The sequence below is a fragment of the Leifsonia sp. RAF41 genome, assembly GCF_052114085.1.
Classification (GTDB): domain Bacteria; phylum Actinomycetota; class Actinomycetes; order Actinomycetales; family Microbacteriaceae; genus Leifsonia.
The window spans coordinates 815,628-842,520 of sequence record NZ_JBFREB010000001.1; the positions used below are offsets into that span (position 1 = coordinate 815,628).

General features: G+C 70.4%; 27 protein-coding genes. 23 read left to right on the forward strand and 4 right to left on the reverse strand.

What is annotated here, in order from left to right:
* Window positions 1-17 precede the first annotated feature (17 nt).
* Window positions 18-338 carry a hypothetical protein gene (locus AB4Y74_RS03865; protein ID WP_441797795.1) on the reverse strand — a complete coding sequence of 107 codons (321 nt, stop codon included), beginning with the start codon at window positions 336-338 and terminating at the stop codon, window positions 18-20.
* Between the two features lie 516 nt (window positions 339-854).
* On the opposite strand from AB4Y74_RS03865, the gene argC reads away from it, so the two are divergent.
* Genes argC through AB4Y74_RS03905 form a run of 8 tightly spaced genes read left to right on the forward strand, consistent with a single transcriptional unit; the run spans window position 855 to window position 8,438 of the window.
* The gene (argC, locus tag AB4Y74_RS03870; RefSeq protein ID WP_441797796.1) at window positions 855-1,940 is read left to right on the forward strand and encodes an N-acetyl-gamma-glutamyl-phosphate reductase; all 1,086 of its coding nucleotides are present in this window, start codon (window positions 855-857) and stop codon (window positions 1,938-1,940) included.
* Window positions 1,937-3,091, forward strand: coding sequence for a bifunctional glutamate N-acetyltransferase/amino-acid acetyltransferase ArgJ (gene argJ, locus AB4Y74_RS03875; RefSeq protein ID WP_441797797.1), 1,155 nt, complete (start codon window positions 1,937-1,939; stop codon window positions 3,089-3,091). The genes argC and argJ overlap by 4 nt, the downstream gene beginning before the upstream one ends.
* On the forward strand, window positions 3,091-4,002 hold the full coding sequence (gene argB / locus AB4Y74_RS03880; protein ID WP_441797798.1) for an acetylglutamate kinase: 912 nt from the start codon (window positions 3,091-3,093) through the stop codon (window positions 4,000-4,002). The genes argJ and argB overlap by 1 nt, the downstream gene beginning before the upstream one ends.
* Entirely contained in the window at window positions 3,999-5,231 is a 1,233-nt protein-coding gene (locus AB4Y74_RS03885; protein WP_441797799.1) for an acetylornithine transaminase, read from the forward strand. The genes argB and AB4Y74_RS03885 overlap by 4 nt, the downstream gene beginning before the upstream one ends.
* Window positions 5,232-5,274: 43 nt before the next feature.
* Window positions 5,275-6,222, forward strand: coding sequence for an ornithine carbamoyltransferase (gene argF, locus AB4Y74_RS03890; protein WP_441797800.1), 948 nt, complete (start codon window positions 5,275-5,277; stop codon window positions 6,220-6,222).
* On the forward strand, window positions 6,219-7,685 hold the full coding sequence (gene argH, locus AB4Y74_RS03895; RefSeq protein ID WP_441797801.1) for an argininosuccinate lyase: 1,467 nt from the start codon (window positions 6,219-6,221) through the stop codon (window positions 7,683-7,685). Before argF ends, argH begins: the two co-directional genes overlap by 4 nt.
* Window positions 7,685-7,807 carry a hypothetical protein gene (locus AB4Y74_RS03900; protein WP_441797802.1) on the forward strand — a complete coding sequence of 41 codons (123 nt, stop codon included), beginning with the start codon at window positions 7,685-7,687 and terminating at the stop codon, window positions 7,805-7,807. Before argH ends, AB4Y74_RS03900 begins: the two co-directional genes overlap by 1 nt.
* Before the next feature lies 1 nt (window position 7,808).
* Complete coding sequence (locus tag AB4Y74_RS03905) at window positions 7,809-8,438, forward strand: DNA-3-methyladenine glycosylase (protein ID WP_441797803.1); 630 nt, start codon at window positions 7,809-7,811, stop codon at window positions 8,436-8,438.
* A 15-nt stretch (window positions 8,439-8,453) separates the two neighbouring features.
* Here the strand turns inward: AB4Y74_RS03905 and AB4Y74_RS03910 are convergent, their stop codons facing one another.
* Entirely contained in the window at window positions 8,454-8,960 is a 507-nt protein-coding gene (locus AB4Y74_RS03910; RefSeq protein ID WP_441797804.1) for a hypothetical protein, read from the reverse strand.
* A 56-nt stretch (window positions 8,961-9,016) separates the two neighbouring features.
* Between AB4Y74_RS03910 and tyrS the strand changes: the two genes are divergently transcribed.
* From tyrS to xerD, 8 genes are all read left to right on the forward strand, one after another.
* Window positions 9,017-10,336, forward strand: coding sequence for a tyrosine--tRNA ligase (gene tyrS, locus AB4Y74_RS03915; RefSeq protein WP_441797805.1), 1,320 nt, complete (start codon window positions 9,017-9,019; stop codon window positions 10,334-10,336).
* 22 nt (window positions 10,337-10,358) lie between these two features.
* Complete coding sequence (locus AB4Y74_RS03920) at window positions 10,359-10,517, forward strand: hypothetical protein (RefSeq protein WP_441797806.1); 159 nt, start codon at window positions 10,359-10,361, stop codon at window positions 10,515-10,517.
* A complete protein-coding gene (locus AB4Y74_RS03925; RefSeq protein WP_441797807.1) occupies window positions 10,504-11,304 on the forward strand; it encodes a TlyA family RNA methyltransferase in 801 nt (266 codons plus the stop codon). The genes AB4Y74_RS03920 and AB4Y74_RS03925 overlap by 14 nt, the downstream gene beginning before the upstream one ends.
* Window positions 11,305-11,402: 98 nt before the next feature.
* A complete protein-coding gene (locus AB4Y74_RS03930) occupies window positions 11,403-12,320 on the forward strand; it encodes an NAD kinase (RefSeq protein WP_441800389.1) in 918 nt (305 codons plus the stop codon).
* Window positions 12,313-14,061, forward strand: a complete 1,749-nt coding sequence (gene recN, locus AB4Y74_RS03935; protein ID WP_441797808.1) for a DNA repair protein RecN — start codon at window positions 12,313-12,315, stop codon at window positions 14,059-14,061. The genes AB4Y74_RS03930 and recN overlap by 8 nt, the downstream gene beginning before the upstream one ends.
* Window positions 14,062-14,115: 54 nt before the next feature.
* A complete protein-coding gene (locus tag AB4Y74_RS03940) occupies window positions 14,116-15,837 on the forward strand; it encodes a CTP synthase (RefSeq protein WP_441797809.1) in 1,722 nt (573 codons plus the stop codon).
* The gene (locus AB4Y74_RS03945; RefSeq protein WP_441797810.1) at window positions 15,837-16,463 is read left to right on the forward strand and encodes an NUDIX domain-containing protein; all 627 of its coding nucleotides are present in this window, start codon (window positions 15,837-15,839) and stop codon (window positions 16,461-16,463) included. The genes AB4Y74_RS03940 and AB4Y74_RS03945 overlap by 1 nt, the downstream gene beginning before the upstream one ends.
* On the forward strand, window positions 16,460-17,383 hold the full coding sequence (xerD, locus tag AB4Y74_RS03950; RefSeq protein ID WP_441797811.1) for a site-specific tyrosine recombinase XerD: 924 nt from the start codon (window positions 16,460-16,462) through the stop codon (window positions 17,381-17,383). The genes AB4Y74_RS03945 and xerD overlap by 4 nt, the downstream gene beginning before the upstream one ends.
* Before the next feature lie 102 nt (window positions 17,384-17,485).
* On the opposite strand, the gene AB4Y74_RS03955 is transcribed toward xerD, so the two are convergent.
* A complete protein-coding gene (locus tag AB4Y74_RS03955; protein WP_441800390.1) occupies window positions 17,486-18,004 on the reverse strand; it encodes a GNAT family N-acetyltransferase in 519 nt (172 codons plus the stop codon).
* A gap of 115 nt (window positions 18,005-18,119) precedes the next feature.
* Between AB4Y74_RS03955 and AB4Y74_RS03960 the strand changes: the two genes are divergently transcribed.
* The 7 genes from AB4Y74_RS03960 to der all read left to right on the forward strand — a co-directional run bounded on the left by AB4Y74_RS03960 (window position 18,120) and on the right by der (window position 24,711).
* Window positions 18,120-19,019 (forward strand): ParA family protein, encoded by a 900-nt coding sequence (locus AB4Y74_RS03960; RefSeq protein WP_441797812.1) that lies wholly within the window; start codon window positions 18,120-18,122, stop codon window positions 19,017-19,019.
* The gene (locus tag AB4Y74_RS03965) at window positions 19,003-19,875 is read left to right on the forward strand and encodes a segregation and condensation protein A (RefSeq protein WP_441797813.1); all 873 of its coding nucleotides are present in this window, start codon (window positions 19,003-19,005) and stop codon (window positions 19,873-19,875) included. The genes AB4Y74_RS03960 and AB4Y74_RS03965 overlap by 17 nt, the downstream gene beginning before the upstream one ends.
* Window positions 19,865-20,530, forward strand: coding sequence for an SMC-Scp complex subunit ScpB (gene scpB / locus AB4Y74_RS03970; protein WP_441797814.1), 666 nt, complete (start codon window positions 19,865-19,867; stop codon window positions 20,528-20,530). Before AB4Y74_RS03965 ends, scpB begins: the two co-directional genes overlap by 11 nt.
* Window positions 20,520-21,269: a pseudouridine synthase gene (locus tag AB4Y74_RS03975; protein ID WP_441797815.1), complete on the forward strand. Its 750-nt coding sequence runs from the start codon at window positions 20,520-20,522 to the stop codon at window positions 21,267-21,269. Before scpB ends, AB4Y74_RS03975 begins: the two co-directional genes overlap by 11 nt.
* 187 nt (window positions 21,270-21,456) lie before the next feature.
* A complete protein-coding gene (locus AB4Y74_RS03980) occupies window positions 21,457-22,545 on the forward strand; it encodes a prephenate dehydrogenase (protein WP_441797816.1) in 1,089 nt (362 codons plus the stop codon).
* Entirely contained in the window at window positions 22,542-23,213 is a 672-nt protein-coding gene (cmk, locus tag AB4Y74_RS03985) for a (d)CMP kinase (RefSeq protein ID WP_441797817.1), read from the forward strand. Before AB4Y74_RS03980 ends, cmk begins: the two co-directional genes overlap by 4 nt.
* Window positions 23,206-24,711, forward strand: coding sequence for a ribosome biogenesis GTPase Der (gene der, locus AB4Y74_RS03990; protein ID WP_441797818.1), 1,506 nt, complete (start codon window positions 23,206-23,208; stop codon window positions 24,709-24,711). Before cmk ends, der begins: the two co-directional genes overlap by 8 nt.
* A gap of 102 nt (window positions 24,712-24,813) precedes the next feature.
* Here der and AB4Y74_RS03995 read toward each other — a convergent pair whose 3' ends face one another.
* Window positions 24,814-26,733 carry a thioesterase domain-containing protein gene (locus AB4Y74_RS03995; protein ID WP_441797819.1) on the reverse strand — a complete coding sequence of 640 codons (1,920 nt, stop codon included), beginning with the start codon at window positions 26,731-26,733 and terminating at the stop codon, window positions 24,814-24,816.
* Between the last annotated feature and the right edge of the window lie 160 nt (window positions 26,734-26,893).

The following is a 26,893-nucleotide window of genomic DNA, read 5'->3' on the forward strand; positions in this document are numbered from 1 at the left end:
CCGTCGGCTGCTTCGCGTCACGCTCCTCGAGCGTGGTTGTCCAGGTATTCGTCGAGCGCCCGCCGCGCCAATTCGGACGGGCGGATCCCCAATTCCTGCGCGAGGGCCTCCACTTCGCGTTTGCGGGGAGTCCGGAACTGAAGGACAGGGGAAACGCTGCCGTCGCCTCCTAGGGACTTCCGGCCAGGCGTGAGATTGGCGGTTCGCCGGGCGATCGCGTCTGCGCGCTCATCCGTGAGCCGACGGCCATCAGCTGTGGTGAACGTCTCCTGGTGGAGATCGATGTCGGCAATGGTGGCATCCGGGCCGACGATGAAGTCTTTGGGATCGATCGTCATGAAAGTCTCCTCCACTCCGTCGGCATTGCGTGGATCACGGCCAATCCGTCCCCTCGATCGTTGGGAACGGTGACGATCTCCAGCTCTACCCCTCTGTCGTCGCGTCCGATGTACCGGAGAGCGTCCCCGTCCAAGCTGGGCTCTCCGGCATCCATCATGGCGATCAATATGCGTGCATTACCGATTCGGTGCTTTCGCGCGGACCTGGTCACGCGAATCTGCACACGTCGATAGTGTCATACATTGACGACGATTACCACTTGTGGATGGATGAAAAAGCGCGCGGACGCGGCCGCACCGGCCGGATTTGGCGGCGGCCGGGGCGGGCGCGCTAGGGTTGTCCCATGCTTTCCGTCCGGTGCACCGCTTCGACGCGTGCGGCATTCGCCGCCCGCGCCCTGCGCCGACGCCTGCGCGACCGCCGAAGCTAGGCGGCGTTCCGGGCGGTCCTGTGCGGATCGACGTGGGGCGTCGCCGTCGCCGAGATCCCCGTCGTCCACTCGAAAAGGAACAAGCATGACTTTCTCGGTCGCTGTCGCAGGCGCCTCCGGGTACGCGGGTGGTGAGCTTCTGCGCATCCTCGCCGATCACCCGGACTTCGAGATCCGCACCGTCACCGCGCACCAGAACGCCGGACACCCGCTGATCGCCCACCAGCCCCACCTCCGGTCGCTCGCGCACCTGACGCTCCAGGAGACCACGGCCGACACCCTGGCGGGGCACGACGTCGTCTTCCTCGCGCTCCCGCACGGCGCCTCGGGCGAGATCGCAGCGCAGTTGCCCGAGGACACGATCGTGGTCGACTGCGGCGCCGACCACCGGCTGGAGAACCCGGCCGACTGGGCCGCCTTCTACGGCGGCGAGCACTTCGGCGCCTGGGCGTACGGCGTGCCGGAACTCCCGCTGGACAGCGCGAACGCAGCCGCAGCAGACGAAGCCGCCACACCCGCCGCCCGGAAGCAGCGCGCCAACCTCGTCGGCGCCCGCCGCATCGCCGCCCCGGGCTGCAACGCCAGCGCGGTCTCCCTCGCCTTGGCGCCCGGCATCCGGTCCGGTCTCATCGAGGACCAGGACCTCGTCTCCGTTCTGGCCGTCGGGCCGTCCGGCGCCGGCAAGTCACTGAAGACGATGTACCTGGCCAGCGAGATCCTCGGCTCGGCGAACCCGTATGCGGTGGGCGGCACGCACCGCCACATCCCTGAGATCCAGCAGAACCTGCGCAAGTCGGGCGCCACCGCGCCGACCGTCTCGTTCACTCCGGTGCTCGTGCCCATGTCGCGCGGCATCCTCGCCACCTCCACCGGTCGCGTGAAGCCGGGCGTCACGGCCGAGCAGGTGCAGTCGGCCTGGGAGGCCGCGTACGCCGAGGAGCCGTTCGTTCACGTGCTTCCCGCAGGCACCGTGCCGCGCACCGCCGACGTGCTGGGCTCGAACACCGTGCTGATCGGCGTCGCGCTCGACGAAGCCGCCGGCCGCGTGGTCACCGTTCTGGCCCTCGACAACCTGTACAAGGGGACGGCGGGGGCCGCCATCCAGTCCGTCAACATCGCCCTCGGCCTCGACGAGACCGCGGGCCTGAGCGTGAACGGGGTCGCACCGTGAGTGTCACAGCCGCGTCCGGATTCTCCGCTGCCGGCGTCGTCGCCGGGCTCAAATCGAGCGGCAAGCGCGACCTCGCGCTCGTCCAGAACCGTGGACCGCTGAACGCGGCGGCCGTGGTGTTCACCACCAACCGCTGCAAGGCGAACCCGGTGCTGTGGAGCGAGCAGGTCATCCAGGACGGCGTCGTCTCCGCCATCGTCCTCAACTCGGGCGGGGCGAACTGCTACACCGGCGCCCAGGGCTTCCAGACCACCCACGCGACGGCAGAAGCGGTCGCCGAGCAGCTCGGCGTCTCCGCCGGGGATGTGCTGGTCTGCTCCACGGGTCTCATCGGCGAGCAGCTGCCGCTCGACAAGCTCATCGGCGGGGTGGCGGCGGCGGCCGGAGCGCTGGCGAGCGATGCGGGTCTCGGCGCGGCCGAGGCCATCATGACGACCGACACGCGCCCGAAACAGTCCGAGTACCGTTCACCGGATGGCTGGACGATCGGCGGGATGGCGAAGGGCGCCGGGATGCTCGCGCCCGGCCTCGCGACGATGCTCGTCGTGATCACGACCGACGCCGTGCTCGGCTCGGCGCAGCTGGACCGGGCACTCCGTTCGGCGACGCGCGTCACTTTCGACCGCCTCGACTCCGACGGCTGCATGTCCACCAATGACACCGTCGCGCTGCTGGGATCGGGAGCGAGCGGGGTGGAACCCGATGAGGCGACGTTCGCGCTCGCGCTGACCGGGGTCTGCCGCGACCTCGCCGAGCAGCTGCAGGCGGATGCTGAGGGCGCCTCGCACGACGTGGCCATCCAGGTCGTCAACGCGAAGACGGAGGACGAGGCGGTCACGGTCGCCCGTGCGGTTTCGCGCAGCAACCTCTTCAAGGCGGCGATCTTCGGCAACGACCCCAATTGGGGCCGGGTGCTGGCCGCCGCGGGAACCACCGACGCGGCGTTCGACCCGTACGGCATCGACGTGGCGATCAACGGCATCCAGGTCTGCACCGCCGGGGAGCCCGACCAGCCGCGCGAGCTGGTCGACCTCACGCCGCGCAAGGCGCACATCCTGATCGACCTGCACGCGGGGGAAGAGACCGCGACCATCCTCACCAACGACCTGACCCACGACTACGTGCACGAGAACAGCGCGTACGCCAGCTGATGACGACGGACGAGATGACCGAGGAGGCTGCGGACCGGGAGGTCGCCGCAGCCAAAGCCGCGACCCTGATCGAGTCGCTGCCGTGGCTGAAGACGTTCCACGACCAGATCATCGTCGTGAAGTTCGGCGGGAACGCCATGGTCAACGAGGAGTTGCAGCGCACCTTCGCCGAAGACATGGTCTACCTGCGCTACGCGGGCATCCGCCCCGTCGTGGTGCACGGGGGTGGTCCCCAGATCTCGGCGATGCTCGACCGGCTCGGAATCGCGTCCGAGTTCCGCGGCGGCTACCGGGTGACGACTCCGGAGGCGATGGATGTGGTGCGCATGGTCCTCACCGGCCAGATCAACCGCGACATCGTCGGCAACATCAACAAGCACGGCCCGCTCGCATCCGGTCTCTCCGGAGAGGACGCGGCGCTGTTCCAGGGCCGCCGTCGCGCCGCGGTGATCGACGGCGAGGAGGTCGATCTCGGTCTCGTCGGCGATGTGGTCGCAGTCGACCCGGAGGCGGTGCTGACGCAGTTGGCGGCGGGCCGCATCCCTGTCGTGTCGTCCATCGCGCCGGACATCGACGACGCCGGGCAGGCGCTCAACGTCAATGCCGACGCCGCGGCGGCCGCGCTCGCCATCGCGCTCGGGGCGTCCAAGCTCGTGATCCTGACCGATGTCGCCGGCCTGTACAGCGACTGGCCGGACCGCGAGTCGCTGTTGTCGAAGATCGGTGCGGACGAGCTGCGCGAGCTTCTGCCCTCGCTCGAGTCGGGCATGATCCCCAAGATGGCGGCGTGCCTGGACGCGGTCGACGGGGGAGTGGCGAAGGCTGCGATCATCGACGGGCGGGTGCCGCACTCGATCCTGCTCGAGGTGTTCACGCAGTCCGGAATCGGTACGGAGGTGGTGCCCGCGTGAGCGAGGGACTGGGAGAGAACGCGGACACGGATACCGCGCAGTGGCGTGACGGCGGCTGGAAGGCGTCGTACGGCAACGTGATGATGCGGACTCTGGCGACGCCGAAGCTGATGCTGGTGCGCGGCGAGGGCGCGCGCGTGTGGGATGTCGACGGCAACGAGTACCTCGACTTCCTGGCGGGCATCGCGGTCAATTCACTCGGGCACGCGCATCCCGCGCTCGTGGATGCGGTGAGCCGGCAGATCGGGACGCTCGCCCATGTGTCCAACTACTTCTCGACGCCGCCGCAGATCGAACTCGCCGACCGCCTGCGGGCGATCACCGGGGCGGGTGAGCGGGGTCGGGTGCTGTTCGGCAACTCGGGCGCCGAGGCGAACGAGGCGGCCTTCAAGCTGGCCCGCCTCAACCGCGGCCCGCACGGCCGTCGCACGCGCGTCCTCGCCCTGCACAACGCGTTCCACGGTCGCACCATGGGCTCGCTGGCCCTCACCGGCAAGCCCCCGATGCGTGAGGCTTTCGAGCCGCTGCCCGGCGGTGTCGAGCACATCGACTCCACCATCGCGGCGCTGGAGGCGGCCATCGACGACCGGGTCGCCGCACTTTTCGTCGAGCCCATCAAGGGCGAGGCCGGCGTGCTCGACCTGCCGCACGGGTTCCTCCGGCGCGCGCGGGAGCTCACGGAGCAGCACGGCGCCCTACTCATCGTGGATGAGATCCAGACCGGGGTGGGCCGCACCGGTCAGTGGTTCGCCTACCAGCACTCCGGCATCCTTCCGGATGCTGTCACCGTCGCAAAGGGCATGGCCGGTGGCGTTCCCATCGGCGCGCTCGTCACGTTCGGCTGGGCCTCCGAACTGTTCTCGCAGGGCCAGCACGGTTCGACATTCGGCGGCAACCCGCTCGCGACGGCCGCAGGCAATGCCGTCCTGGCGGAGATCGAGCGGGCCGACCTGATCGGCAACGCGGCGCGGCGCGGCCAGGAGCTGAAGCAGATCATCCGCTCCTTCGACTCGCCCCTCGTCGGCGACGTGCGCGGCCACGGACTGCTGATCGGCATCGGCCTTACCGAGGGCGACGCACACCGCCTCTCCGACGCCGCGCTGCGGTACGGCCTCATCATCAACGCGCCGAACGAGTCCAGCATCCGCCTCGCGCCTCCGCTGATCGTGGGCGACTCCGAGCTCGCCGAATTCCGCGAACGCTTCGGGCGCGCGCTCGGTTCCGTCTGACCACTTCGACCACCTCCTTCAGCACCACGAAAGGGCGGGCAGCATGACCCGGCACTTCCTCCGCGACGACGACCTCTCGCCCGCCGAGCAGGCCCAGGTTCTGGCCCTCGCGGCCGACCTCAAGCGCGACCGCTTCCAGGTGAAGCCGCTGGCCGGCCCGCAGACCGTCGCGGTCATCTTCGACAAGACGTCGACCCGCACCCGGGTCTCGTTCGCCGTGGGGATCGCCGACCTCGGCGGCAGCCCGCTCATCATCCAGAGCGGCGAGAGCCAGCTGGGCGGCAAGGAGTCGCTCGCGGACACCGCACGCGTGCTGGAGCGGATGGTCGCCGCGATCGTCTGGCGCACGTACGCGCAATCGGGGCTGGAGGAGATGGCGGCGGGGACGCGCGTGCCGGTCGTCAATGCGCTGTCGGACGACTTCCACCCGTGCCAGATCCTGGCCGACCTGCTCACGGTGCGGGAGCACAAGGGCCACACGGAGGGGCTGACCATGAGCTACTTCGGCGACGGCGCCAACAACATGGCGCACTCGTACCTGCTCGGTGGCGCCACGGCCGGCATGCACGTCCGCATCGCGGCGCCCGCCGAGTACGCGCCCGACGCGACGATCGTCGCGGATGCGCGGGCGATCGCGGAGCGGACCGGCGGCTCGGTCGCCGTGCTCACCGACCCGGAGGAGGCGGCGGCGGGCGCGGACGTCATGGTCACCGACACCTGGGTGTCGATGGGCAAGGAGGACGAGAAGGCCGAACGCGTCGCCGTCTTCGGCGACTACACCGTCGATGCCCGCCTGATGGGTCTCGCCGACCCGCAGGCGATCTTCCTCCACTGCCTCCCCGCCTACCGCGGGTACGAGGTCAGCGCGGACGTGGTCGACGGGCCGCAGTCGGTGGTCTGGGACGAGGCGGAGAACCGGCTGCACGCGCAGAAGGCGCTGCTCGCCTGGCTGCTGGAGAAGAACGCGAACGACACGGAGGCCGGCGCATGACGGACGAGACGACGGGCGGCGGCACGACCGGCGGCAAGACCGGCGAGGGCTCGCTCTGGGGAGCCCGGTTCGCCGGGGGTCCCTCTCCCGAACTCGCCGCACTCAGCAAGTCGACGCACTTCGACTGGGAGCTCGCGGCGTACGACATCGCCGGCTCGCGGGCGCACGCACGTGCGCTCGCCGCGGCCGGGTACCTCACGCCGGAGGAGCTCGACGGGATGCTGTCCGCCCTCGACGCCCTCGACCGCGACGTCGCATCCGGGGCCTTCGCCGCTGCCGAGACCGACGAGGACGTGCACGGCGCCCTCGAGCGCGGACTCATCGAGCGCGCCGGAGCGGACCTCGGCGGCAAGCTGCGCGCCGGCCGCAGCCGCAACGACCAGATCGCGACCCTCATCCGGCTGTACCTGCGCGACCACGCCGGCGTCATCGCCGAGCAGCTGATCGCCCTGGTGGACGCCATCGCCTCGCAGGCGGGGGCGCATCCCACCGCCGTCATGCCGGGACGCACTCACCTGCAGCACGCGCAGCCCGTGCTTCTCGCGCACCACCTGCTGGCCCACTGCTGGCCTCTGGTCCGCGACCTCGAGCGCCTGGCCGATTGGGATGTGCGGGCCAACGTCTCGCCGTATGGCTCCGGCGCCCTGGCCGGCTCGACACTGGGCCTGGACCCGTCACTCGTCGCCCGCGAGCTGGGCTTCGCGCGCAGCTCCGAGAACTCGATCGACGGCACGGCGGCCCGGGATGTGGTGGCCGAGTTCGCGTACGTCGCCGCCCAGATCGGCGTCGACCTCTCGCGGTTCGCCGAGGAGATCATCCTGTGGAACACGCGCGAGTTCGGCTTCGTCACACTCGACGACAGCTACTCGACCGGGTCGTCGATCATGCCGCAGAAGAAGAACCCCGACATCGCGGAGCTCGCGCGCGGCAAGGCGGGCCGCCTGATCGGCAACGCCACCGGGCTGCTGACCACGCTGAAGGGTCTGCCGCTCGCGTACAACCGCGACCTGCAAGAGGACAAGGAGCCGGTGTTCGACTCGGTCCGCACCCTCGAGACGGTGCTGCCCGCCTTCACCGGCATGGTCGCGACGCTGCGGTTCAACACCGAGCGGATGGCCGAGCTGGCTCCGCAGGGATTCTCCTTGGCGACGGACGTGGCGGAGTGGCTGGTCAAGCAGCACGTCCCCTTCCGCACCGCGCACGAGCTGAGCGGAAGCCTGGTTCGGGTCGCGGAGGAGAACGGGCTGGAACTGCACGAGGTCTCCGACGACCAGCTCGCCGCGATCTCGCCGCTGCTCACCCCCGAGGTCCGGTCGGTGCTGTCGGTCGAGGGCTCGGTTGCCAGCCGCGACGGCATCGGCGGGACCGCCCCCGACCGCGTCGCCGAACAGCTGGCAGCCCTGACGGACCACGTCCGCAAGGCCACCCTCGCCCTGCGTGCGACACGAAGGGATCTGGTCTGATGGCGCGGTTCGAACCGGAGCGGAAGCGGCCGTGGATCATCACCGTGGTCGTGGTGGTCGCCGTCGCGGTGATCGTGGTGGGCCTCATCGTCGCCGTCGCCGCGGGCGGCCGGATCTTCTGACGTGACGCTCTACCGGCCCACGCGCGACGAGTTCCTGCCGTCGTCGCTGGAGGTCGCCCCGCGCCTCCTCGGGGCGGTGCTGCGTCACGACTCGCCGGAGGGGGCGGTCGCGCTGCGCATCACCGAGGTGGAGGCGTACATCGGTGACGGCCTCGACCCGGGCTCGCACGCCTTCCGCGGTCGCACGAAGCGCAACGGCGTGATGTACGGCGCGCCCGGGCACGTCTACACGTACTTCACGTACGGGATGCACGTCTGCGCCAACGTGGTCTGCTCACCGGAGGGGGAGGCGACCGCCGTGCTGCTGCGCGCGGCGGAGGTGGTCGAGGGCGAGGACCTCGCGGAGCACCGCCGCGTCGGCGCCAGCGGCCGCAGCATCCCGCACCGCGACCTCGCCCGCGGGCCTGCGCGGCTGGTGGTGGCGGCCGGGATGAGCCTCGCCGACGACGGAGCCGACCTGTTCAGCCCGCCGTTCGAGATCGAGCTGCCGACCGAGCCGGCGGAGTACCAGACAGGGCCCCGCACCGGAGTGTCGGGCGCGGGAGGCGGTCTCGCCTTCCCCTGGCGCTACTGGCTGCCCGGCGACCCGACGGTCTCGCCGTACAAGCGGCACCCGAAGTCGGACGACTGACCCGCCCCCGGCGCGTTACCTCGACGCGAGCCACCAGGCCGCGAAGCAGATCAGTGCCCAGCTGACACCGACCAGCGTGCCGAGCACGCGCAGCGCCGGCCCGCTGTGCGACCGGGCCGCGAAGACACCGAGCGCCTGCACAGCGAGGAGGACAGCCGCGACCTCCGGCAGTCCGAGGACCAGCGCGAGCACGAACCCGAAGCGCTCGACGACGCCCGACCAGTCGAACGTGGTGAGGGTCGGGGGAGCCCGGTCCGGGTCCGGCGGGATCAGGGCCAGCACCTCATCCACCACCGGCGCACCGCCCAGGCTCGCGGCGAACAGGGCCGCGACCGCGACCCACCACAGCGCGCCCGGGGCGAGGGGGCCGTCGATCGTGGAGACGCCGACGGCCGCGAGGACCATCACCAGCGCCGCGCTTCCGAACAGTGCGGTGGGCAGTTCGCGGCGGACCGCGGGGAAGGCATAGGCGAGCCCGACGGCGGCGCTGGCCAGCAGGAGCAGCAGGACGACAGTGGTCACGACCCCGAGCGTAGGAGAGAACTCACGCACAACCGTGCATTGGTACGGTTGTACCCATGTCCGAAACCGCCATCGCCCGCGCGCAGAGCGTGACCGCGCAGACCAACGACGCGTCCTTCGACGACGTCTGGGACGAGCTCACGTGGCGCGGCCTCATCCACGTGTCGACGGATGAAGCCGCCCTCAAAGAGCTCCTTGCCGGCGAGCCGATCACCTACTACTGCGGTTTCGACCCGACAGCGCCCAGCCTGCACCTCGGAAACCTGGTGCAGCTGCTCACCATGCGACGCCTCCAACTCGCCGGCCACCGACCGCTGGGGCTGGTCGGCGGGTCCACCGGCCTCATCGGCGACCCGCGGCCCACCGCCGAGCGCACGCTGAATACCAAGGAGACGGTCAGCGAGTGGGTCGGCTACCTGCAGGCGCAGGTCACCCGTTTCCTCTCCGACGAGGGCGACAACGCCGTCCGTCTGGTCAACAACCTGGACTGGACCGCGCCGATGTCGGCGATCGACTTCCTGCGCGAGATCGGCAAGCACTTCCGGGTCGGCACGATGCTCAAGAAGGATGCCGTCGCGGCGCGACTCAATTCGGACGAGGGCATCTCGTACACCGAGTTCAGCTACCAGATCTTGCAGGGGATGGACTTCCTCGAGCTGTTCCGCCAGTACGGCTGCGTGCTGCAGACGGGCGGCAGCGACCAGTGGGGCAACCTCACCAGCGGCACGGAGCTCATCCGGAAGGTCGAAGGCGCACACGTGCACGCGATCGGCACGCCGCTGATCACGAACAGCGACGGCACCAAGTTCGGCAAGAGCGAGGGCAACGCCATTTGGCTCGACCCCGCGCTCACCACGCCGTACGCGATGTACCAGTTCTGGCTCAACACCGACGACGCCGACGTGATCGACCGCCTCAAGATCTTCACGTTCCTTTCCCGCACTGAGATCGAGGAGCTCGCGCAGAAGGTCGCCGACGAGCCGTTCCGCCGCGAGGCGCAGCGCCGGCTGGCGTTCGAGGTGACCGCGTTGGTGCACGGTGCGTCCGCCACCGAAGCCGCGATCGCGGCGTCCCAGGCGCTGTTCGGCCAGGGCGAGCTGACCCAATTGGACGCTGCGACCCTCGAGGCAGCCTTGCGCGAGCTCCCGAACACCACGACCACGGAGCCGTCCACGACGGTGACCCAGGCCCTGGTCGACACCGGGCTGTGCTCGAGCCTGGGCGAAGCGCGTCGCGCGGTCGCCCAAGGCGGCGTGTACGTCAACAACGCCAAGGTCCAGGATGCGGATCAGCTGATCGGCGCCGACGTGCTTCCCGGCGACATGGTGGTGCTGCGACGCGGGAAGAAGACCCTCGCGGGTGTCTTCGTCGCGTGACGCGCTGACGTACGGTGGGCTCATGACGGATGAACAGCGGGTGAGCGACGAGGATGGGCTCGTCGCCCGGCTCGACGTGATCGAGGAGCAGCCGCTCACCGCTCGCGCCGACGCCTATGCGCAGTTGCACGAGCAGCTTCGGCGAACGCTGGAGGGCGACGACGAGCATGGCCGGGGCTGAGCGCCGCCTCGACGTGGCGCTCGCCGAGCTGGGCCTCGCCCGGTCGCGCTCGCACGCGGCCACGGTGATCGCCGAGGGGCTCGTGACGGTGGACGGCCGCCCTGCGGTGCGCCCGGCCCTCAAAGTGACCGACGGGCAGGACATCCGGGTCGCCGGAGCTGACCACTACGTGAGCCGCGGCGCCCACAAGCTGATCGCGGCGCTCGACGCATTCGACGTCGACCCCGCCGGTCGCGTGGCGCTCGACGCCGGCGCATCCACCGGGGGGTTCAGCCAGGTCCTGCTGGAGCGGGGAGCCGCCCGCGTGATCGCCGTGGACGTGGGACACGGCCAGCTGTCCCCGGCGCTCGCCGCGGAGGAGCGGCTCGCCTCGTACGAGGGTGTGAACGTCCGTTCGCTGACGGCCAAGGCGCTGGCCGGGCTCACGGGGGACGACGTCCGCCCTGAGATCGTCGTCGCCGATCTCTCTTTCATCTCGCTCACCCAGGTGCTGCCCGCGCTCGTCGCGACGGCCGCCCCCGGCGCCGACTTCCTGCTCCTCATCAAGCCGCAGTTCGAGGTCGGCCGCCAGGGCATCCGGGAGGGCGTGGTCCGGGATGCAGGACTGCGGGCCGACGCCGTCTCCGATGTACTGTGGGCAGCCCACGACGCCGGACTCGGGACGGCCGGGGTGATTGCCTCGCCGATCGCCGGCGGCCACGGCAATCGGGAGTTCCTCGCCTGGTTCCGCGCCGGGGCGCCGGACCCGTCCGGGCTCCGCGACGAGGTGGTCCGGCTTACGCGCTAAGTGAATGTTCTCCACAAACCCGGCCTGCGGCCTCGTCCTGTGCGAGAAAACAGACAGAATGGGAGGACGACTTTCGGAAGGGAGAGGACGTGACACTGATGGGTGCAGCGACGCGGTACATCCTCGTCGTCGCGCACACCGGTCGTCAGGACTCCCTCGAAGCGGGCGTCCGGGTGTCCCGGCAGTTGCTCGATGCGGGCGTGGTCCCGGTGCTCAGCGCCGACGAGCGCGCAGACCTCCTGCAGGCGGACCCCTCGCTCGACGCGGTGGCGATCCTCGGCGACGACGTACCGCCGAGCGAGCTCGAACTGGTGATCGTCCTGGGTGGTGACGGCACCATCCTGCGTGCCGCCGAACTGGTCCGCGGGTGTTCGGCGCCGCTCCTCGGGGTCAACCTCGGGCACGTGGGCTTCCTCGCCGAGAGCGAGCGCGACGACCTGGAGACCGCGGTCGCCCGCGGGCTGTCGAAGGACTACGAGGTCGAGGAGCGCATGACGCTCTCGGCGCGAGTGAAGGTCGGCCGCGAGGTCGTCTACGAGAGCTGGGCGCTCAACGAGGCCACCGTCGAGAAGGCGAGCCGCGAGCGGATGCTCGAGGTCGTCATCGAGGTCGACGGCCGGCCGATGTCGAGCTTCGGCTGCGACGGCGTCGTGATGTCCACTCCGACCGGCTCGACGGCCTACTCGTTCTCGGCGGGTGGCCCGGTCGTCTGGCCGGGCGTGGCCGCCCTGCTGCTCGTTCCGCTCAGCGCGCACGCGCTGTTCTCGCGACCGTTGGTCGTCGACGCCGACTCGTCGCTCGCGGTCGAGCTGCTCGATCGTGCCGGCGGCGCCGGCATCCTGTGGTGCGACGGCCGTCGCCCCTTCGATCTGCCGCGCGGGGCTCGCGTGGTCGTGCGCCGCTCGCCCATCCCGGTGCGTCTCGCCCGGCTGCACTCCGGGCCGTTCACGGACCGGCTGGTGCGCAAGTTCGATCTTCCCGTCACGGGATGGCGGGGGCCGGCCGGTCGTGACTGACACGCGTGGAGGCATCGAGGAGATCTCGATCAAAGACCTGGGCGTCATCGCCGACGCGTCCCTGCCACTGGGATCCGGTTTCACCGCGATCACCGGCGAGACCGGCGCGGGCAAGACGATGGTGGTGTCGGCGCTCGGCCTCCTGCTGGGCGAGCGCGCCGACACCGGTTCGGTCCGCCTCGGCAGCCCGCAGGCGTGGGTGGAGGGCCGGTGGCGCGTGCCGACGGCCAGCGAGGTCGTCGCGCGCGTCCGTGACGCCGGGGGCGATGTCGATGCGATCGACGCGGCCGAGGCCGAGCTCGTGCTGACCCGGTCCGTGTCGGCCGAAGGGCGCTCGCGCGCAGTCGTCGGCGGCCGCAGCGCTCCCGTCGCGGTGCTGTCCGAACTCGGCGAGCAGCTGGTGGTGGTCCACGGACAGTCCGACCAGATCCGCTTGCGCTCGGCGATCGCGCAGCGCGCAGCGCTCGATCGCTTCGCCGGGCCGGTCCTCGCCGAGGCTCTCGGCACGTACGAGCAGGTGTTCCACCGCTGGCGCGACAACCGTGCCGAACTCGACGAATTGGTCGACGACCAGGATCGGCGTGCTCGCGAGGCGAACGACCTCCGTGTCGCGATGGCCGAAATCGAGACCGTCGCGCCTCAGCCGGGCGAGGACGACGAACTCGCCGACCGCGCCGAGCGGCTCACCAACCTGGAAGAGCTCCGGCTCTCTGCCGCAGCCGCCCGTGAGCTCCTGAGCGCCGAAGAGTCAGAGGGCATGGATGCGCTCGGCCTCCTCGACAACGCACGGCGCCAGCTGGAACGCGTCGCTCCTCACGACAGCGCGCTGCAGCCCCTGGCGGAGTCCGTCGCCGAGGCCAACTACCTCATCTCCGACATCGCGGCGCAGCTGTCCTCCTACCTGGCGGCCCTCGACGTCGACGGCGCCAGCGCGCACGAGCTCGAAGCGGTGCAGGAACGTCGTGCCGAGCTCGCCGGCCTGGTCCGCAAGTACGGCCCGACCCTCGACGACGTCATCCGGACGCTCGAGACGGGCAGTCTGCGGCTCCTCGAGCTCGACAGCGACGCCGACCGCATCGGCGAGCTGACCCGCGAGGTGGAGGAGGACGCCGCTCTCGTCCGCGAGCTGGCGGCCGGCCTGAGCGCCGAGCGCACGGCGGCGGCTGCCCGGCTGTCCGAGGCGGTCAGCGACGAGCTGTCCGCGCTCGCCATGCCGGACGCGCGCATCGTGGTCGAGGTGACCCAGCGCGACGTCGACGACCTCGGCTCGTACAGCGCGAATGGATGCGACCAGGTCGCTATCCTGCTGCAGCCGCATCCCGGCGCCGAACCGCGGCCGCTCGGCAAGGGCGCGTCGGGCGGCGAGCTCTCGCGGGTCATGCTGGCCATCGAGGTGGTCATCGCGGGCAGCGACCCCGTGCCGACCTTCATCTTCGACGAGGTCGACGCCGGCGTCGGCGGCGCCTCCGCCATCGAGATCGGTCGGCGCCTCGCACGTCTCGCGGAGTCTGCGCAGGTCATCGTGGTCACCCACCTGGCGCAGGTCGCCGCGTTCGCCAACAACCACCTCACGGTTGTGAAGGGAAACGATGGCGCCGTCACCGCATCCAGCGTCCGCCGCCTCGACGGCGACGAGCGCATCGCCGAGATGGCCCGGCTGCTCTCCGGCCTGCCGGATTCCGAGAGCGGCCTCGCCCACGCCCGCGAGCTGGTCGAGATGGCGTCCGCCGCGCGCCGGTGAGTCGGCGTTGCCGCGCGGAGAGGCCGTGAGTCGGTGATAAGCTATAAGCCCGTGGTGGATAATTCAGACGCGGACCTCTCAAACGGCATTACCAAGCACATTTTTGTGACAGGTGGTGTCGTTTCTTCGTTGGGGAAGGGCCTCACGGCGGCTTCCCTCGGCAACCTTCTGACGGCCCGCGGCCTCCGCGTCGTCATGCAGAAGCTCGACCCGTACCTCAATGTGGATCCGGGCACGATGAACCCGTTCCAGCACGGCGAGGTCTTCGTGACCGACGACGGCGCCGAGACGGACCTCGACATCGGTCACTACGAGCGCTTCCTCGACATCAACCTCGGCCAGTCGGCGAACGTCACCACCGGGCAGATCTACTCCAACGTGATCGCCAAGGAGCGCCGTGGCGAGTACCTCGGCGACACGGTGCAGGTCATCCCGCACATCACCGACGAGATCAAGCGCCGGATGCGGCTGCAGGCGCAGCCTGGACCAGACGGCGAGCCGGCGCCCGACGTCATCATCACCGAGATCGGTGGAACCGTCGGTGACATCGAATCGCAGCCGTTCATCGAATCGGCGCGCCAGGTGCGCCACGAGCTGGGCCGGAAGAACTGCTTCTTCGTGCACGTCTCGCTGGTGCCCTACATGAACGCCTCCGGCGAGCAGAAGACCAAACCCACGCAGCACTCCGTCGCCGCCCTGCGCTCGATCGGCATCCAGCCGGACGCGCTCGTGCTCCGCAGCGACCGTCCCGTCTCGGAGAGCAACAAGCGCAAGATCGCGCTCATGTGCGACGTGGACGAGCAGGCCGTCGTGAACGCGGTCGACGTGCCGAGCATCTACGACATCCCGACCATGCTCCACGACCAGGGCCTCGACTCCTACATCATCGACCAGCTCGGCCTCGACAAGGCCGACGACGTGAACTGGCACGGCTGGGCGCGCCTGCTGGAGGCCGTGCACGACCCGAAGCACGAGGTCACCATCGGCCTGGTCGGCAAGTACATCGACCTGCCGGACGCCTACCTCTCGGTCACCGAGGCGCTGCGCGCGGGCGGCTTCGCCCACCGCACCAAGGTGAAGCTGAAGTGGATCCCGTCCGACGAGTGCCAGACGCCCGAGGGCGCCGCGACGCAGCTCAGCGACGTCGACGCGATCTGCGTTCCCGGCGGCTTCGGCGTGCGCGGTATCGAGGGCAAGGTCGGCGCGCTGCGCTTCGCGCGCGAGAACGGCATCCCGGCGCTCGGCCTGTGCCTCGGCCTGCAGTGCATGGTCATCGAGTACGCCCGCCATGAGGCCGGCCTCGGCGGCGCATCCTCGTCCGAGTTCGACCCGGAGACCGAGTTCCCGGTGATCGCGACGATGGCGGAGCAGGTGGACATCATCGCCGGCGGCGATCTGGGCGGCACCATGCGCCTCGGCCTCTACCCGGCGACGCTCGCCGAGGGCTCCATCGTCGCCGAGCTGTACGGGGCGAGCGAGGCGTCAGAGCGCCACCGTCACCGCTACGAGGTCAACAACAACTACCGCGAGCAGATCGCCGACGCGGGTCTCTGGTTCTCCGGCACCTCGCCCGACGGCCACCTGGTGGAGTACGTGGAGCTTCCGCGCGACGTGCACCCGTTCTACGTGGGTACGCAGGCGCATCCCGAGCTGCGCTCGCGCCCGAACCACGCGCACCCGCTGTTCGCGGGGCTCGTCGGGGCGGCGCTCGACCGTCAGAAGGCCGCGCTGCTGTTCGAGGTGGCCGAGTCGGACGCCGAGCTGGCCGAAGCCTGATGACGGGCGAGCTGAACGACCAGTCGTTCCGGCCGGAGATCGTCTCGTCCGAGACGGTCTTCGAGGGGGCGATCTGGAACGTCCGCCGCGACGTCTTCCGGTACAACGGCGAGGAGATCACCCGCGAGTACGTCGACCACACCGGCGCCGTCGGCATCCTGGCGATGGATGAGGACGACCGCGTGCTGCTCATCCGCCAGTACCGGCACCCGGTCCGGCACCGCGACTGGGAGATCCCGGCCGGCCTGCTCGACAAGGCGGGCGAAGATCCGCTGGCCGCGGCCCAGCGGGAACTGGGCGAGGAGGCGGACCTCCAGGCGGACGAGTGGAACGTGCTCACCGACGTCTTCACCAGCCCGGGCGGCAACGACGAGTCCATCCGGCTCTACCTCGCTCGCGGCATCCACTCGACAGGCTCGGCGTTCGCCCGCGAGGCGGAGGAAGCCGACATCGAGGTGCGCTGGGTCCCGCTCGACGAAGCGGTGGAGGCGGTGCTGCAGCGTCGCGTCCACAACGCGCCCCTGATCATCGCCCTGCTGGCCGCACGCACCGCGCGGGAGCAGGGATGGAGCACGCTCGGCGCGGCGAACGAGCCCTGGCCGAGCCACCCGAAGCTCAACGCATGACCGTCGCGGTCGATGTCGACGCCTTCCTTAGGCATGTCGCCATCGAGCGCGGCCTCTCGGCGAACACCGTCGCGGCCTACCGACGCGACCTGACCGTCTACAGCGGCTGGTTGGAGGCGGAAGGGATCCGTGACCTGCGTCAGGTGACGCCCGCGACGCTGTCCGCTTTCGCGCTGCATCTCGGGACGCGGGACGGATCGCCGGACGGCGGGGTTCCGTTGGCGGCATCCTCGCTCGCTCGCATGCTGTCCACCGTTCGCGGTTTCCACGGGTTCCTGCTCGAGGAGGGCCGGGTCGACGGGGATGCGGCACGCGACCTCCGCCCGCCCAAGCTGCCCAGCCGACTGCCCAAGGCGATCACGGTCGATCAGGTGGCGGCCCTCCTCGCCGCGACCGACGGCGACGACGTGGCGGCCTTACGCGACAGGGCGCTCCTGGAGCTCATGTACGCGACCGGAGCCCGCGTCAGCGAGGCCGTCGGGCTGAACGTCGACGACGTGATCGACACCGACGTGGTGCGGCTCACCGGCAAGGGAAGCAAGCAGCGCATCGTGCCGCTCGGCAGCTATGCGCAGGACGCCGTCTCGGCGTACCTGGTGCGGGCGCGGCCGGTGCTGTCGGCGAAGGGTCGAGCGACACCGGCGCTGTTCCTCGGGATGCGCGGCGCCCGGCTGTCCCGTCAGAACGTCTGGCTGATCATCCGCGCAGCGGCCGAACGCGCGAAGCTCGACGTCGACCACCTGTCGCCCCACACCCTGCGCCACTCGTTCGCCACGCATCTCCTGGCCGGGGGAGCGGACGTGCGCGTCGTGCAGGAACTGCTGGGCCACTCGTCGGTGGCGACGACGCAGATCTACACGCTCGTGACGGCCGACACGCTGCGCGACGTCTACACCACGTCCCACCCGCGCGCCCGCTGACGTCATCCCCGCCGCGCGATTCGGCACGAATTGTCGGATACGCGCCCGCATAACGACGATTCGGCACGAATTGTCGGATGCGCCCTGGCGCAAATCGTCGCGTCAGGGCGACGTGCGGTGGCGCCGACGCGGCGCGCGACCGCGCAGCCAGACGAAGACGGAACCGCCGTCGAAGCCGACCCGCCGGGTCGTCGCGAAGCCGAGTTTGCCGAGCACGCCGAACGACGGCGCGTTCCAGGTTGCCACGGTCGCCCACACCATAGGAATGCCGGCGTCGAACGCAGCGTCAGCAACCGCCGCCGCTGCCTCGGTCGCGTAGCCGTGGCCGACGTGCCCGCGCAGCAGTTCGTAGGCGATCTCGGGCTGGGATGGGCTGGCCCTGCCGACGATGAGCCCGCAGTAGCCGACCGCCTCGCCGCTGTCCGCGATCTCGACCGTGTACAGCCCGAAGCCCCGCGCGTCGAACTCGCGGCGCTGCGCATCCAGCCGCTCACGCTCCTCCTCGACCGAGCCGGGCACACGGCCGAGCGGGTGCTCGGCGAGCAGCGCCAGGTTCCATTCGGCGTCGCGCCCGTCCCTCGGGCGCAGACGCAGACGCGGGGTCTCGAGGGCGGACGGCATCGGCTGCACGCGGTCAGCGTACCGAACCGCCGGGCGTACGCCCCGCAAGCCAGGCCCGGCGCGGATAGACTGTCCCCTTGAAAGACCGCCCACGAGAGGGACGAGGAACACCCAGGTGACGCGCAACGACGAGGTCGAGACCCAGCTTCCGGGCATGGATGCCGCATCCATCGCCGCGAAGCCCGGGCCCACCGGCCGTCCGCTGCGAACGTTCCCGGTTCCGGCCCCGCTCGCGCAGCACGGCCCCGCCAAGATCATCGCCCTCTGCAACCAGAAGGGCGGCGTCGGCAAGACGACGACCAGCATCAACCTGGGCGCGACCCTCGCCGAATACGGCCGCCGCGTCCTCGCGGTCGACTTCGACCCGCAGGGCGCGCTGTCCGCAGGGCTGGGCGCGCGCACGCATGACGTGACGACGATCTACGACCTCCTGCTCAACCGGAAGGCCGACGTCCAGGAGGCCATCCAGTCGACGCCGGTGCCCGGCCTCGACATCATCCCTGCGAACATCGACCTGTCGGCGGCAGAGGTCCACCTCGTCAACGAGGTGGCGCGCGAGCAGATCCTCGCCGGTGTGCTGCGCAAGGTCGCGAACGACTATGACGTGATCCTGGTCGACTGCCAGCCGTCGCTCGGCATCCTGACCGTCAACGCCCTCACCGCCAGTCACGGCGTGCTCATCCCGCTCGAGTGCGAGTACTTCGCGCTTCGCGGTGTCGCCCTGCTGATCGAGACCATCGACAAGGTGCGTGAGCGGTTGAACCCGGCGATCGAGCTGGACGGCATCCTGGCCACCATGTACGACTCGCGCACGCTCCACTCCCGCGAGGTGCTGGAACGCGTCGTGGATGCTTTCGGCGACAGCGTGCTCGAGACGGTCATCTCGCGCACCGTGAAGTTCCCGGACGCGTCGGTTGCGGCCACACCGATCACGCAGTTCGCGCCCGAGCACCAGGCGGCGGAGGCGTACCGCCAGCTGGCGCGGGAACTGGTGTTCCGTGGCGCCGTCGCCTGATACGACCGAACCGGAGCGCACGACCGAACCGGAGCAGCCGGCTGAGCCGGAGCGCACGGCCGAGCCGGGGGAGACCACCGGTTTCCGCGTCTCGCTGGGCGAGTTCGAGGGCCCGTTCGACCTCCTCCTGTCCCTGATCACGAAGCACGAACTGGACATCACCGAGATCTCGCTCAGCCGCGTGACGGACGAGTTCATCGCCTACCTGCGCGCGCTCGACACCGACGAGAGCCTCGACGAGGCCAGCGAGTTCCTGCTGGTCGCCGCCACACTGCTCGACCTGAAGGTGGCAGGTCTCCTGCCGCAGGGAGAGCTGGTGGATGCGGAGGATGTCGCCCTGCTCGAAGCGCGCGACCTCCTCTTCGCCCGGCTGCTGCAGTACCGCGCGTTCAAGGAGGCGTCAACATGGTTCGCCCAGCGGCTCGACGCCGAGGGCGCGCGGCATGCGCGCCTGGTGCGGCTGGAGGACAAGTTCCGCCAGCGCACTCCGGAACTCGTCTGGACGCTGAGCCTCGACGACTTCGCCGCCCTGGCAACGCTCGCCATGACGCCGCGTGAGATCCCCGTCGTCGGGCTGGATCACCTCCACGCCCCGCTGGTCAGCATCCGGGAGCAGGCCGCGATCGTGGTCGGGATGCTGCGGCACGGCGAGCCGATGAATTTCCGCCAGCTGGTCGCCGGCGCGGAGCAGAAAGGCGTGGTCGTCGCGCGTTTCTTGGCGGTGCTGGAGCTGTACCGGCGTGCCGCGATCGCGTTCGAGCAGCTGGAGCCGCTCGGCGAGCTGACCTTGCGCTGGACCGCCGAGCACTGGTCCGAAGAGAACCTGTCGAATCTGGGAGCCGACTATGACGGTTGAGAATGTGGCCGCGGACGCGGCGGTCGAAGTGACGGAGGGCACAGCGGTGACGGAGGGCACAGCGGTGACGGACACCACCGAGGTGCCCGCGCAGGTCGAGGATGCGCAGATCGAGCGCGCGCTGGAGGCCATCCTCATGGTCGCCGACGAACCGATGAGCATCGTCACGCTGGCCACCGCGGTCGGCGCGCCGGTGAAGCGCGTGCGCTCGGCCATCGCGACGCTGGTGGCCGACTTCGACGGAGAAGGGGGAGGTGTCCGCCGCGGCTTCGAGCTGCGCGAAGTGGGCGGCGGCTGGCGCATCTACGTCCGTGAGGAGTTCGACCCGGTCGTCTCCGGCTACGTGCTGCAGCAGAACCCGACCAAGCTGTCGCAGGCCGCCCTCGAGACCCTCGCCGTGATCGCGTACAAGCAGCCGATCAGCCGTGGTGCCATCGCCTCCATCCGCGCCGTCAACGTGGACTCGGTCGTGCGGACCCTGCTCGGCCGCGGGCTCATCACGGAGCTGTTCACCGACAGTGAGACGGGTGCCATCAATTACGGCACGACCGACCTGCTGCTCAGTCAGCTCGGCATCAACTCGGTCGACGAGCTCCCGAAGATCTCGCCGCTGCTCAGCGACGGAGCGGATGGGTTCCAGGGCGATGTCCGCTGAGAACGAAGCGCAGGGCGAGCGCCTGCAGAAGGTGATGGCGGCGGCCGGGGTGGCCTCGCGCCGGGTCTCGGAGGACATGATCGCGGCCGGTCGGGTCTCGGTGAACGGCAAAGTCGTGACCGAACTGGGGAGGCGCGTCGACCCCACGGTCGACCTGGTCGCGGTCGACGGGACGGCCGTCCAGCTCGACACCTCGCGCCGGTACGTGATGCTGAACAAGCCGGTCGGCGTGGTCAGCTCCATGCGCGACGAGCAGGGACGCCCCGACCTCTCCCGGTTCACCGCGGACTACCCGGAGCGCCTGTTCAACGTCGGGCGGTTGGACGCGGAGACCTCGGGCCTCCTGATCCTCACGAACGACGGAGAACTGGCGCACGTGCTCGCGCATCCCTCGTTCGGCGTGACGAAGACCTACATCGCGCGTGTGCGCGGGGTGGTGACGCCGCAGACGATCGGCCGGCTCACCAAGGGCGTGGAGCTGGAGGACGGGCCGATCGCCGCGGACAAAGCCAAGCTGCTGCAGACGCGCAGTGACGACTCGCTGGTCGAAGTGACCCTGCACTCTGGTCGCAACCGGATCGTGCGGCGGATGCTCGCCGAGGTCGGGCACCCCGTCGTGGAGTTGGTGCGGCGGCAGTTCGGGCCGTTGCACCTGGGGACACTGAAGGTCGGGCAGCTGCGCGACCTGACGAAAGCGGAGCTGGGGCAGCTGCTGACGATCTCTCGCGAGAGCCGCTGACCGGCCCGCCTTCTCCTGCTGGGTCGCAGGAGTCGTTGGGGGGTGCGGCCGCATCCGCCTCCGTTCTCGGCGGGGCACGCCGGTCGCGCGGGGGGAACGGAGGATTCGGAGGGATCTCGCGCCGCATCCTCCTCCGTTCCTTCATCCCGTGCGGAAACGGGTGCCCGCCGCTGGCTAAGGTGGACGGGTGACTGACAACTCCGCCCGCCTCGCCGGCCCCGTCCGCGTCGTCGGCGCGGGGCTGCTCGGCGCCTCCGTCGGGCTCGGGCTGCGTGCCCGCGGCGTCGACGTGGTGCTCGCCGACGCCTCGCCCGCGCATCTGCGGCTGGCGGCCGACTACGGCGCAGGCCGGATCGACGACGGCGGAGTGGAGCCGGCCCTGATCGTCGTGGCCGTTCCTCCGGATCTCACCGGCCGGGTCGTCGCCGAGGAGCTCGCAGCGCATCCCGGGGCCGTCGTCACGGATGTGGCGAGCGTGAAGGTGGCGCCGCTGTCGGAGCTGGAAGATTCGGGACTCGACCTCTCGCGTTACGTCGGCGGGCATCCTCTCGCCGGGCGCGAGCGGGGTGGGCCGTCGTCGGCCCGCGCCGACCTCTTCATCGGGCGGCCGTGGGTCGTCGCGGCGCGGCCCGAGAACCCGCGCTCGGCGGTCAGCGTGGTGGAGGCGCTCATCCTCGACCTCGGCGCGACCCCGGTCGAGATGGATGCCGACGAGCACGACGCCGCCGTAGCCCTCGTGTCGCACGCTCCGCAGATCGTGTCGTCGCTGATGGCGAAGCGACTCTCCGACTCGCCCGACGCTGCACTCGCGTTGGCCGGCCAGGGCGTGCGCGACGTCACCCGCATCGCCGCGAGCGAACCGGAACTGTGGGTGCAGATCCTCGGCGCGAACGCTCCCGCGATCGTCGAGATCCTCCGCGCCTACCGCGACGACCTGGATCGCGTGCTCGTCGCGCTGGGCGACGTGGATGCCTCCGGCGCCCGCCGGACGATCGCGGAAGAGATCGCCGGCGGCAACACCGGTGTCTCCCGTCTGCCGGGTAAGCACGGCCAGGACCGCAGGTATGCGCGCTTCGTGGTGATGGTGGAAGACAGCCCCGGTGAGCTCGCCCGCCTCCTCAACGAACTCGGTGAGCTGGGCGTCAACATGGAGGACCTGCGGCTGGAGCACTCGCCCGGCGCCCCGTTCGGCCTCGCCGAGATCGCGGTGCTGCCCGAGGTGGAGCACCGCACCGTGACAGACCTGACCGAACGTGGATGGAGGATCACCGGATGACCGAGACGATCGTGGTCGCGGTCGACGGACCGGCCGGCAGCGGCAAGTCGAGCGTGAGCAAGGCTGCCGCGCGGCGGCTCGGCTGGGCGTACCTCGACACCGGCGCGGCGTACCGCGCGCTCAGCTGGTACGTGGTCGCACGTCGCCTCGACCCGACCGACCCCGGCGCGGTGATCAATGCCCTCCCGGACTTCGACTACCGCATCGGAACCGACCCGGACACCTACCACGTGTTCGTCGGTGAGGACGATGTGACCGAGGCCATCCGCACGCCCGAGGTCACGGCGGTCGTCGCCCCGATCGCGCGCCTCCCCGAGGTGCGGACCTTCCTGACGGGGCTGTTCCGCGACATCATCCGGCACACCGACCGCGGCGGGATCGTCGTCGAGGGACGCGACATCACGACGGTGGTCTGCCCGGATGCTCCCGTGCGCATCCTGCTGACCGCCGACGAAGCCGTTAGAATGGCGAGGCGTTCCGCGGAGCTGACCGGCCATTCCCCCGCCCACGTCGGGGAGGCCCTGCGAAGACGCGATGCGGCGGACTCCCGTGTCGTCGACTTCATGAACGCCGCGGACGGTGTGACCACCGTCGACTCCACCGAACTCGACTTCGACCAAACCGTCGACGCGGTCATCCAGGTCGTACAGAAAGCAGCCCATGTCTGACATCGAAAACGAGCCCAACGGCGACGACGACCTCGTCGCCCGGCTTTCCGAGCTCGACGAGGACCTCGCGGTCCAGCGAGCCAACGCGCTGCGCAGCGGCCTCGCGGAGTACGAGCTCGACGAGGGCGACCTCGACCTGCTCGACATCGCGGGCGAAGACGTGGAGGGCATCACCTACCTCCCGGCGCTGCCCGTGCTGGCGATCGTCGGTCGCCCGAACGTCGGCAAGTCCGCGCTCGTCAACCGCATCCTCGGCCGCCGCGAGGCCGTCGTGGAGGACACCCCCGGTGTCACCCGCGACCGCGTCTCGTACCAGGCGGAATGGAACGGCCGCCGCTTCACCCTCGTCGACACGGGCGGGTGGGAACCGGACGCGCGCGGAATCGACGCGTCCGTCGCCGCGCAGGCGGAGGTCGCGATCGATCTCGCCGACGCCGTCCTGTTCGTCGTGGATGCGACGGTCGGTGCGACCTCGACCGACGAGCACGTAGTCCGCCTGCTCCGCAAGACGAATAAGCCGGTGTTCCTCGCGGCCAACAAGGTCGACGACGCGCGCCAGGAGCCTTTCGCGACCGAACTGTGGTCGCTCGGGCTGGGCGAGCCGCATCCCGTCTCCGCCTTGCACGGGCGCGGCGTGGCCGACCTGCTCGACGAGATGCTGAAGGTGCTGCCGGAGGAGTCCGCCGTCGCCAAGCGCGAGGTCGGCGGCCCGCGCCGCGTCGCGATCATCGGACGACCCAACGTCGGTAAGTCCTCCCTGCTCAACAAGACGGCGGGTGAGGAGCGCGTGGTCGTCAACGAGCTCGCCGGCACCACCCGCGACCCGGTCGACGAGCAGGTCGAACTCGGTGGGAAGGTGTGGCGCTTCGTCGACACCGCCGGTATCCGTCGGCGCGTGCACCTGCAGCAGGGCGCCGACTTCTACGCGTCGCTCCGTACCTCCACGGCACTCGAGAAGGCCGAAGTCGCGGTCGTCGTGCTCGACGTGAGCGAGCCGATCAGCGAGCAGGACGTCCGGATCATCGACCTCGTCCTCGAATCCGGCCGCGCGCTGGTCCTCGCCTTCAACAAGTGGGACCTGCTCGACGACGACCGCCGCCGCTACCTCGAGCGCGAGATCGAGCAGGACCTCGCGCACGTCTCGTGGGCGCCGCGCGTCAACATCTCGGCCCGCACCGGCCGTCACCTCGAGAAGCTGGTCCCCGCGCTGGAGCTCGCGCTCGAGTCGTGGGATACGCGCATCCCGACCGGCAAGTTCAACGCGTTCCTCGCCGAGCTCACGGCGGCGCACCCGCACCCGGTCCGCGGTGGCAAGCAGCCGCGCATCCTGTTCGGCACGCAGGCGACGAGCCGTCCGCCGACATTCGTGGCGTTCACGACCGGGTTCCTCGACCCGGGCTACCGGCGGTACATCATCCGCCGGCTGCGTGAGGTCTACGGCTTCGAGGGCACGCCGATCGTGCTCAACATGCGCGTGCGCGAGAAGCGCAAGCGCTAGCCGCCGCCCCACCGATCCGCGCCCCGGCCTCGCCGAGTGGTGAGTCGATGCGGGAATCCCGCACGAGTTGTGACATGTTGTCCCAACTCGGTGGGGGCGCGGTCAGCGCTGGCGCGCGACGTCCAGCACGGGGTCGAACGCGTCCGGCGCGTGCACGATCACGACAGGCGCCGTGCCTGCGGGGAACAGCCGCGCCACGTCCGCCGGGTCGGCGCGGTCGTCGACCGTGACGTCGATGGTCTCGCGCCAGCGGCCGTCGGACAGGCGTTGCACCGTCGACTCCCACGTGATCCCGGGCGTCGCCCGCGCCTGCAGCCGCAGGTGGATGCCCACCGCGCGCCGGCGCGCGAGTAGCGACAGCAGTCCCCGGTACACCGCGGTCCGTCCGGCGTCGATCAGCCACGGGTCGAGCTCGCGCACGAGCATGTCTGCGTTCCACACGATCGTCGTGGCGAAACCGCTCCGCGACTGGTAGACATCCACGGCGATCACCCCGGCGAGGCGGCGAACCGTCTGCCGTAGCGTCCCGCGCGTGATCCCCTCCTCGACCGTGCTGTGCAGGTATAGCGGCACCGACGGCCGCGGCGGCAGCCCGCCGGCCCGTACCGTGGCGTGGTCGTTGATGCGCTGCGGCGCCTCGAAGAACACCCCGAGCTCGGCGAGCACGGCGGCCACCCGGGGGTCCGGCGGGTCGGCCTCCACCGCCCCAGCGGTGTCCGCGTATGCCGTCGACTGGTGCAGCGACCCGATCCGGAAGCCGTGCGACAGCGGCGGCCGCGCCTTCACCGTCAGGAACGGCGTCCCCGACTCGAGGCGCACCGGGTTCTCGCGCCCTTCGATGCGCGGCACCGGGTCGAGCACATGCTCGAGCGCCAGCACGGTCACGGCGTCCGGCACCGTGATCCGCCCGAGCGGCGATCCCGCGACCACCAGATGTGTGACCGTCAGACCCGCGCCGACGGCGGCCGTTGCGACCTGCGCCGCCACCATCCCGCCCAGGCTGAAGCCGGCGAGCAGCACCGGTTCACCGGGCGCGATCCTCGCGGCGAGCATCGTTTCGAGCGCCGCTCGCGTGACCGTCGGCTCGGCTCCCGCGCCGATCAGCAGGTCGGCCGTGATGTCGTTGGGCGCGGCACCCGCGCGCGGATGCCACGACTTGGTGCTGGCGAATTGCACCATCCAGCATCGGCCGCCCGGTGCATCCATTTCGACGACCCGCACGAGGCCGACATCCGCGCGGTCATCGAGGTCGGGATCGCACAGGTCGTCGATCTCGCGCTGACTCAGCAGCAGCTCGCGGAGTGACCGGATCGACCGGCGCCGCATCGCCCCTGCGGCGATGCCCGGCTGGCCGAGCGGGTCGGGGGAGGGTCCGAGCGGCAGCCCCAAGAGGCCGCCGGGAACGTCCGCAAGCCCGGGGGTCGGGACGTAGTCGTCGCCTCCACGGGGATCGTTCCACCAGTCGAGCACATCGCGGATCTGCGGGAACGCCCGCGCCAGGAAGTCGTCGTATTCGAGCAGGAGCGCGTCGTGGCCGTCGCGCAGCAGTCCGCGCCGCCTCCCCAGGCGGACGACCTTGCGCAGGATCGCGGGCAGCGTGAACACCGCGACGAACGGTCGAGCGCGCCAGCGGGGGAGGAACACCCCGATCAGGGACACGAGCAGGGCGAGCGGCGCAAACAGCAACGCGGCGCCGCGGGCCACCGCACCGACCGTGCGGGGCACCAGCGACAGGTACAGGCCGCTGAGGGCGATACGCCGGCCGCGGCGGGTCGACGGCGGGGGCGTCTCGAACGGGTAGGGGATGCGCTTGCGGCTCTGGATGGCGAACCACACCCACGCCACGACAAGGCCGATCAGCCAGACCAGCAGAGCGACGACCGCGGCGGCGAGGCCGACCACCAACAGCAGCAACCCGAGCGCGAAGGCCACAGGGATTCCGACGATCAGGCCGAGGATGAGCGCCGCCCGGGTGGCCCCGTTGCGCCCTCGCCAGAGCTGCGGTGACGGCTGCGGCGGCATGCGGTCAGCCTAGCCCGCGACCTCCGACATCCCTCGAACGACCCGGACACCCTCTGGTGGTCAATGCGTACGTATGAACCCCTCCCGACGCAAGTGCGACACACCGCGGCACTCTGTGCAAGTTCACGCGAAAGCACCCCCAAAGAAGGGGCGACCCTAA

Excerpts from the sequence above, each read along its gene's own strand:
- AB4Y74_RS03865 (WP_441797795.1), bottom strand. The coding sequence starts at position 338 with ATGACGATCGATCCCAAAGACTTCATCGTCGGCCCGGATGCCACCATT.
- argC (WP_441797796.1), top strand. The coding sequence starts at position 855 with ATGACTTTCTCGGTCGCTGTCGCAGGCGCCTCCGGGTACGCGGGTGGT.
- argB (WP_441797798.1), top strand. The coding sequence starts at position 3,091 with ATGACGACGGACGAGATGACCGAGGAGGCTGCGGACCGGGAGGTCGCC.
- argF (WP_441797800.1), top strand. The coding sequence starts at position 5,275 with ATGACCCGGCACTTCCTCCGCGACGACGACCTCTCGCCCGCCGAGCAG.
- argH (WP_441797801.1), top strand. The coding sequence starts at position 6,219 with ATGACGGACGAGACGACGGGCGGCGGCACGACCGGCGGCAAGACCGGC.
- AB4Y74_RS03900 (WP_441797802.1), top strand. The coding sequence starts at position 7,685 with ATGGCGCGGTTCGAACCGGAGCGGAAGCGGCCGTGGATCATCACCGTG.
- tyrS (WP_441797805.1), top strand. The coding sequence starts at position 9,017 with ATGTCCGAAACCGCCATCGCCCGCGCGCAGAGCGTGACCGCGCAGACC.
- AB4Y74_RS03920 (WP_441797806.1), top strand. The coding sequence starts at position 10,359 with ATGACGGATGAACAGCGGGTGAGCGACGAGGATGGGCTCGTCGCCCGG.
- AB4Y74_RS03925 (WP_441797807.1), top strand. The coding sequence starts at position 10,504 with ATGGCCGGGGCTGAGCGCCGCCTCGACGTGGCGCTCGCCGAGCTGGGC.
- AB4Y74_RS03930 (WP_441800389.1), top strand. The coding sequence starts at position 11,403 with ATGGGTGCAGCGACGCGGTACATCCTCGTCGTCGCGCACACCGGTCGT.
- AB4Y74_RS03945 (WP_441797810.1), top strand. The coding sequence starts at position 15,837 with ATGACGGGCGAGCTGAACGACCAGTCGTTCCGGCCGGAGATCGTCTCG.
- xerD (WP_441797811.1), top strand. The coding sequence starts at position 16,460 with ATGACCGTCGCGGTCGATGTCGACGCCTTCCTTAGGCATGTCGCCATC.
- AB4Y74_RS03955 (WP_441800390.1), bottom strand. The coding sequence starts at position 18,004 with ATGCCGTCCGCCCTCGAGACCCCGCGTCTGCGTCTGCGCCCGAGGGAC.
- scpB (WP_441797814.1), top strand. The coding sequence starts at position 19,865 with ATGACGGTTGAGAATGTGGCCGCGGACGCGGCGGTCGAAGTGACGGAG.
- AB4Y74_RS03975 (WP_441797815.1), top strand. The coding sequence starts at position 20,520 with ATGTCCGCTGAGAACGAAGCGCAGGGCGAGCGCCTGCAGAAGGTGATG.
- cmk (WP_441797817.1), top strand. The coding sequence starts at position 22,542 with ATGACCGAGACGATCGTGGTCGCGGTCGACGGACCGGCCGGCAGCGGC.
- der (WP_441797818.1), top strand. The coding sequence starts at position 23,206 with ATGTCTGACATCGAAAACGAGCCCAACGGCGACGACGACCTCGTCGCC.
- AB4Y74_RS03995 (WP_441797819.1), bottom strand. The coding sequence starts at position 26,733 with ATGCCGCCGCAGCCGTCACCGCAGCTCTGGCGAGGGCGCAACGGGGCC.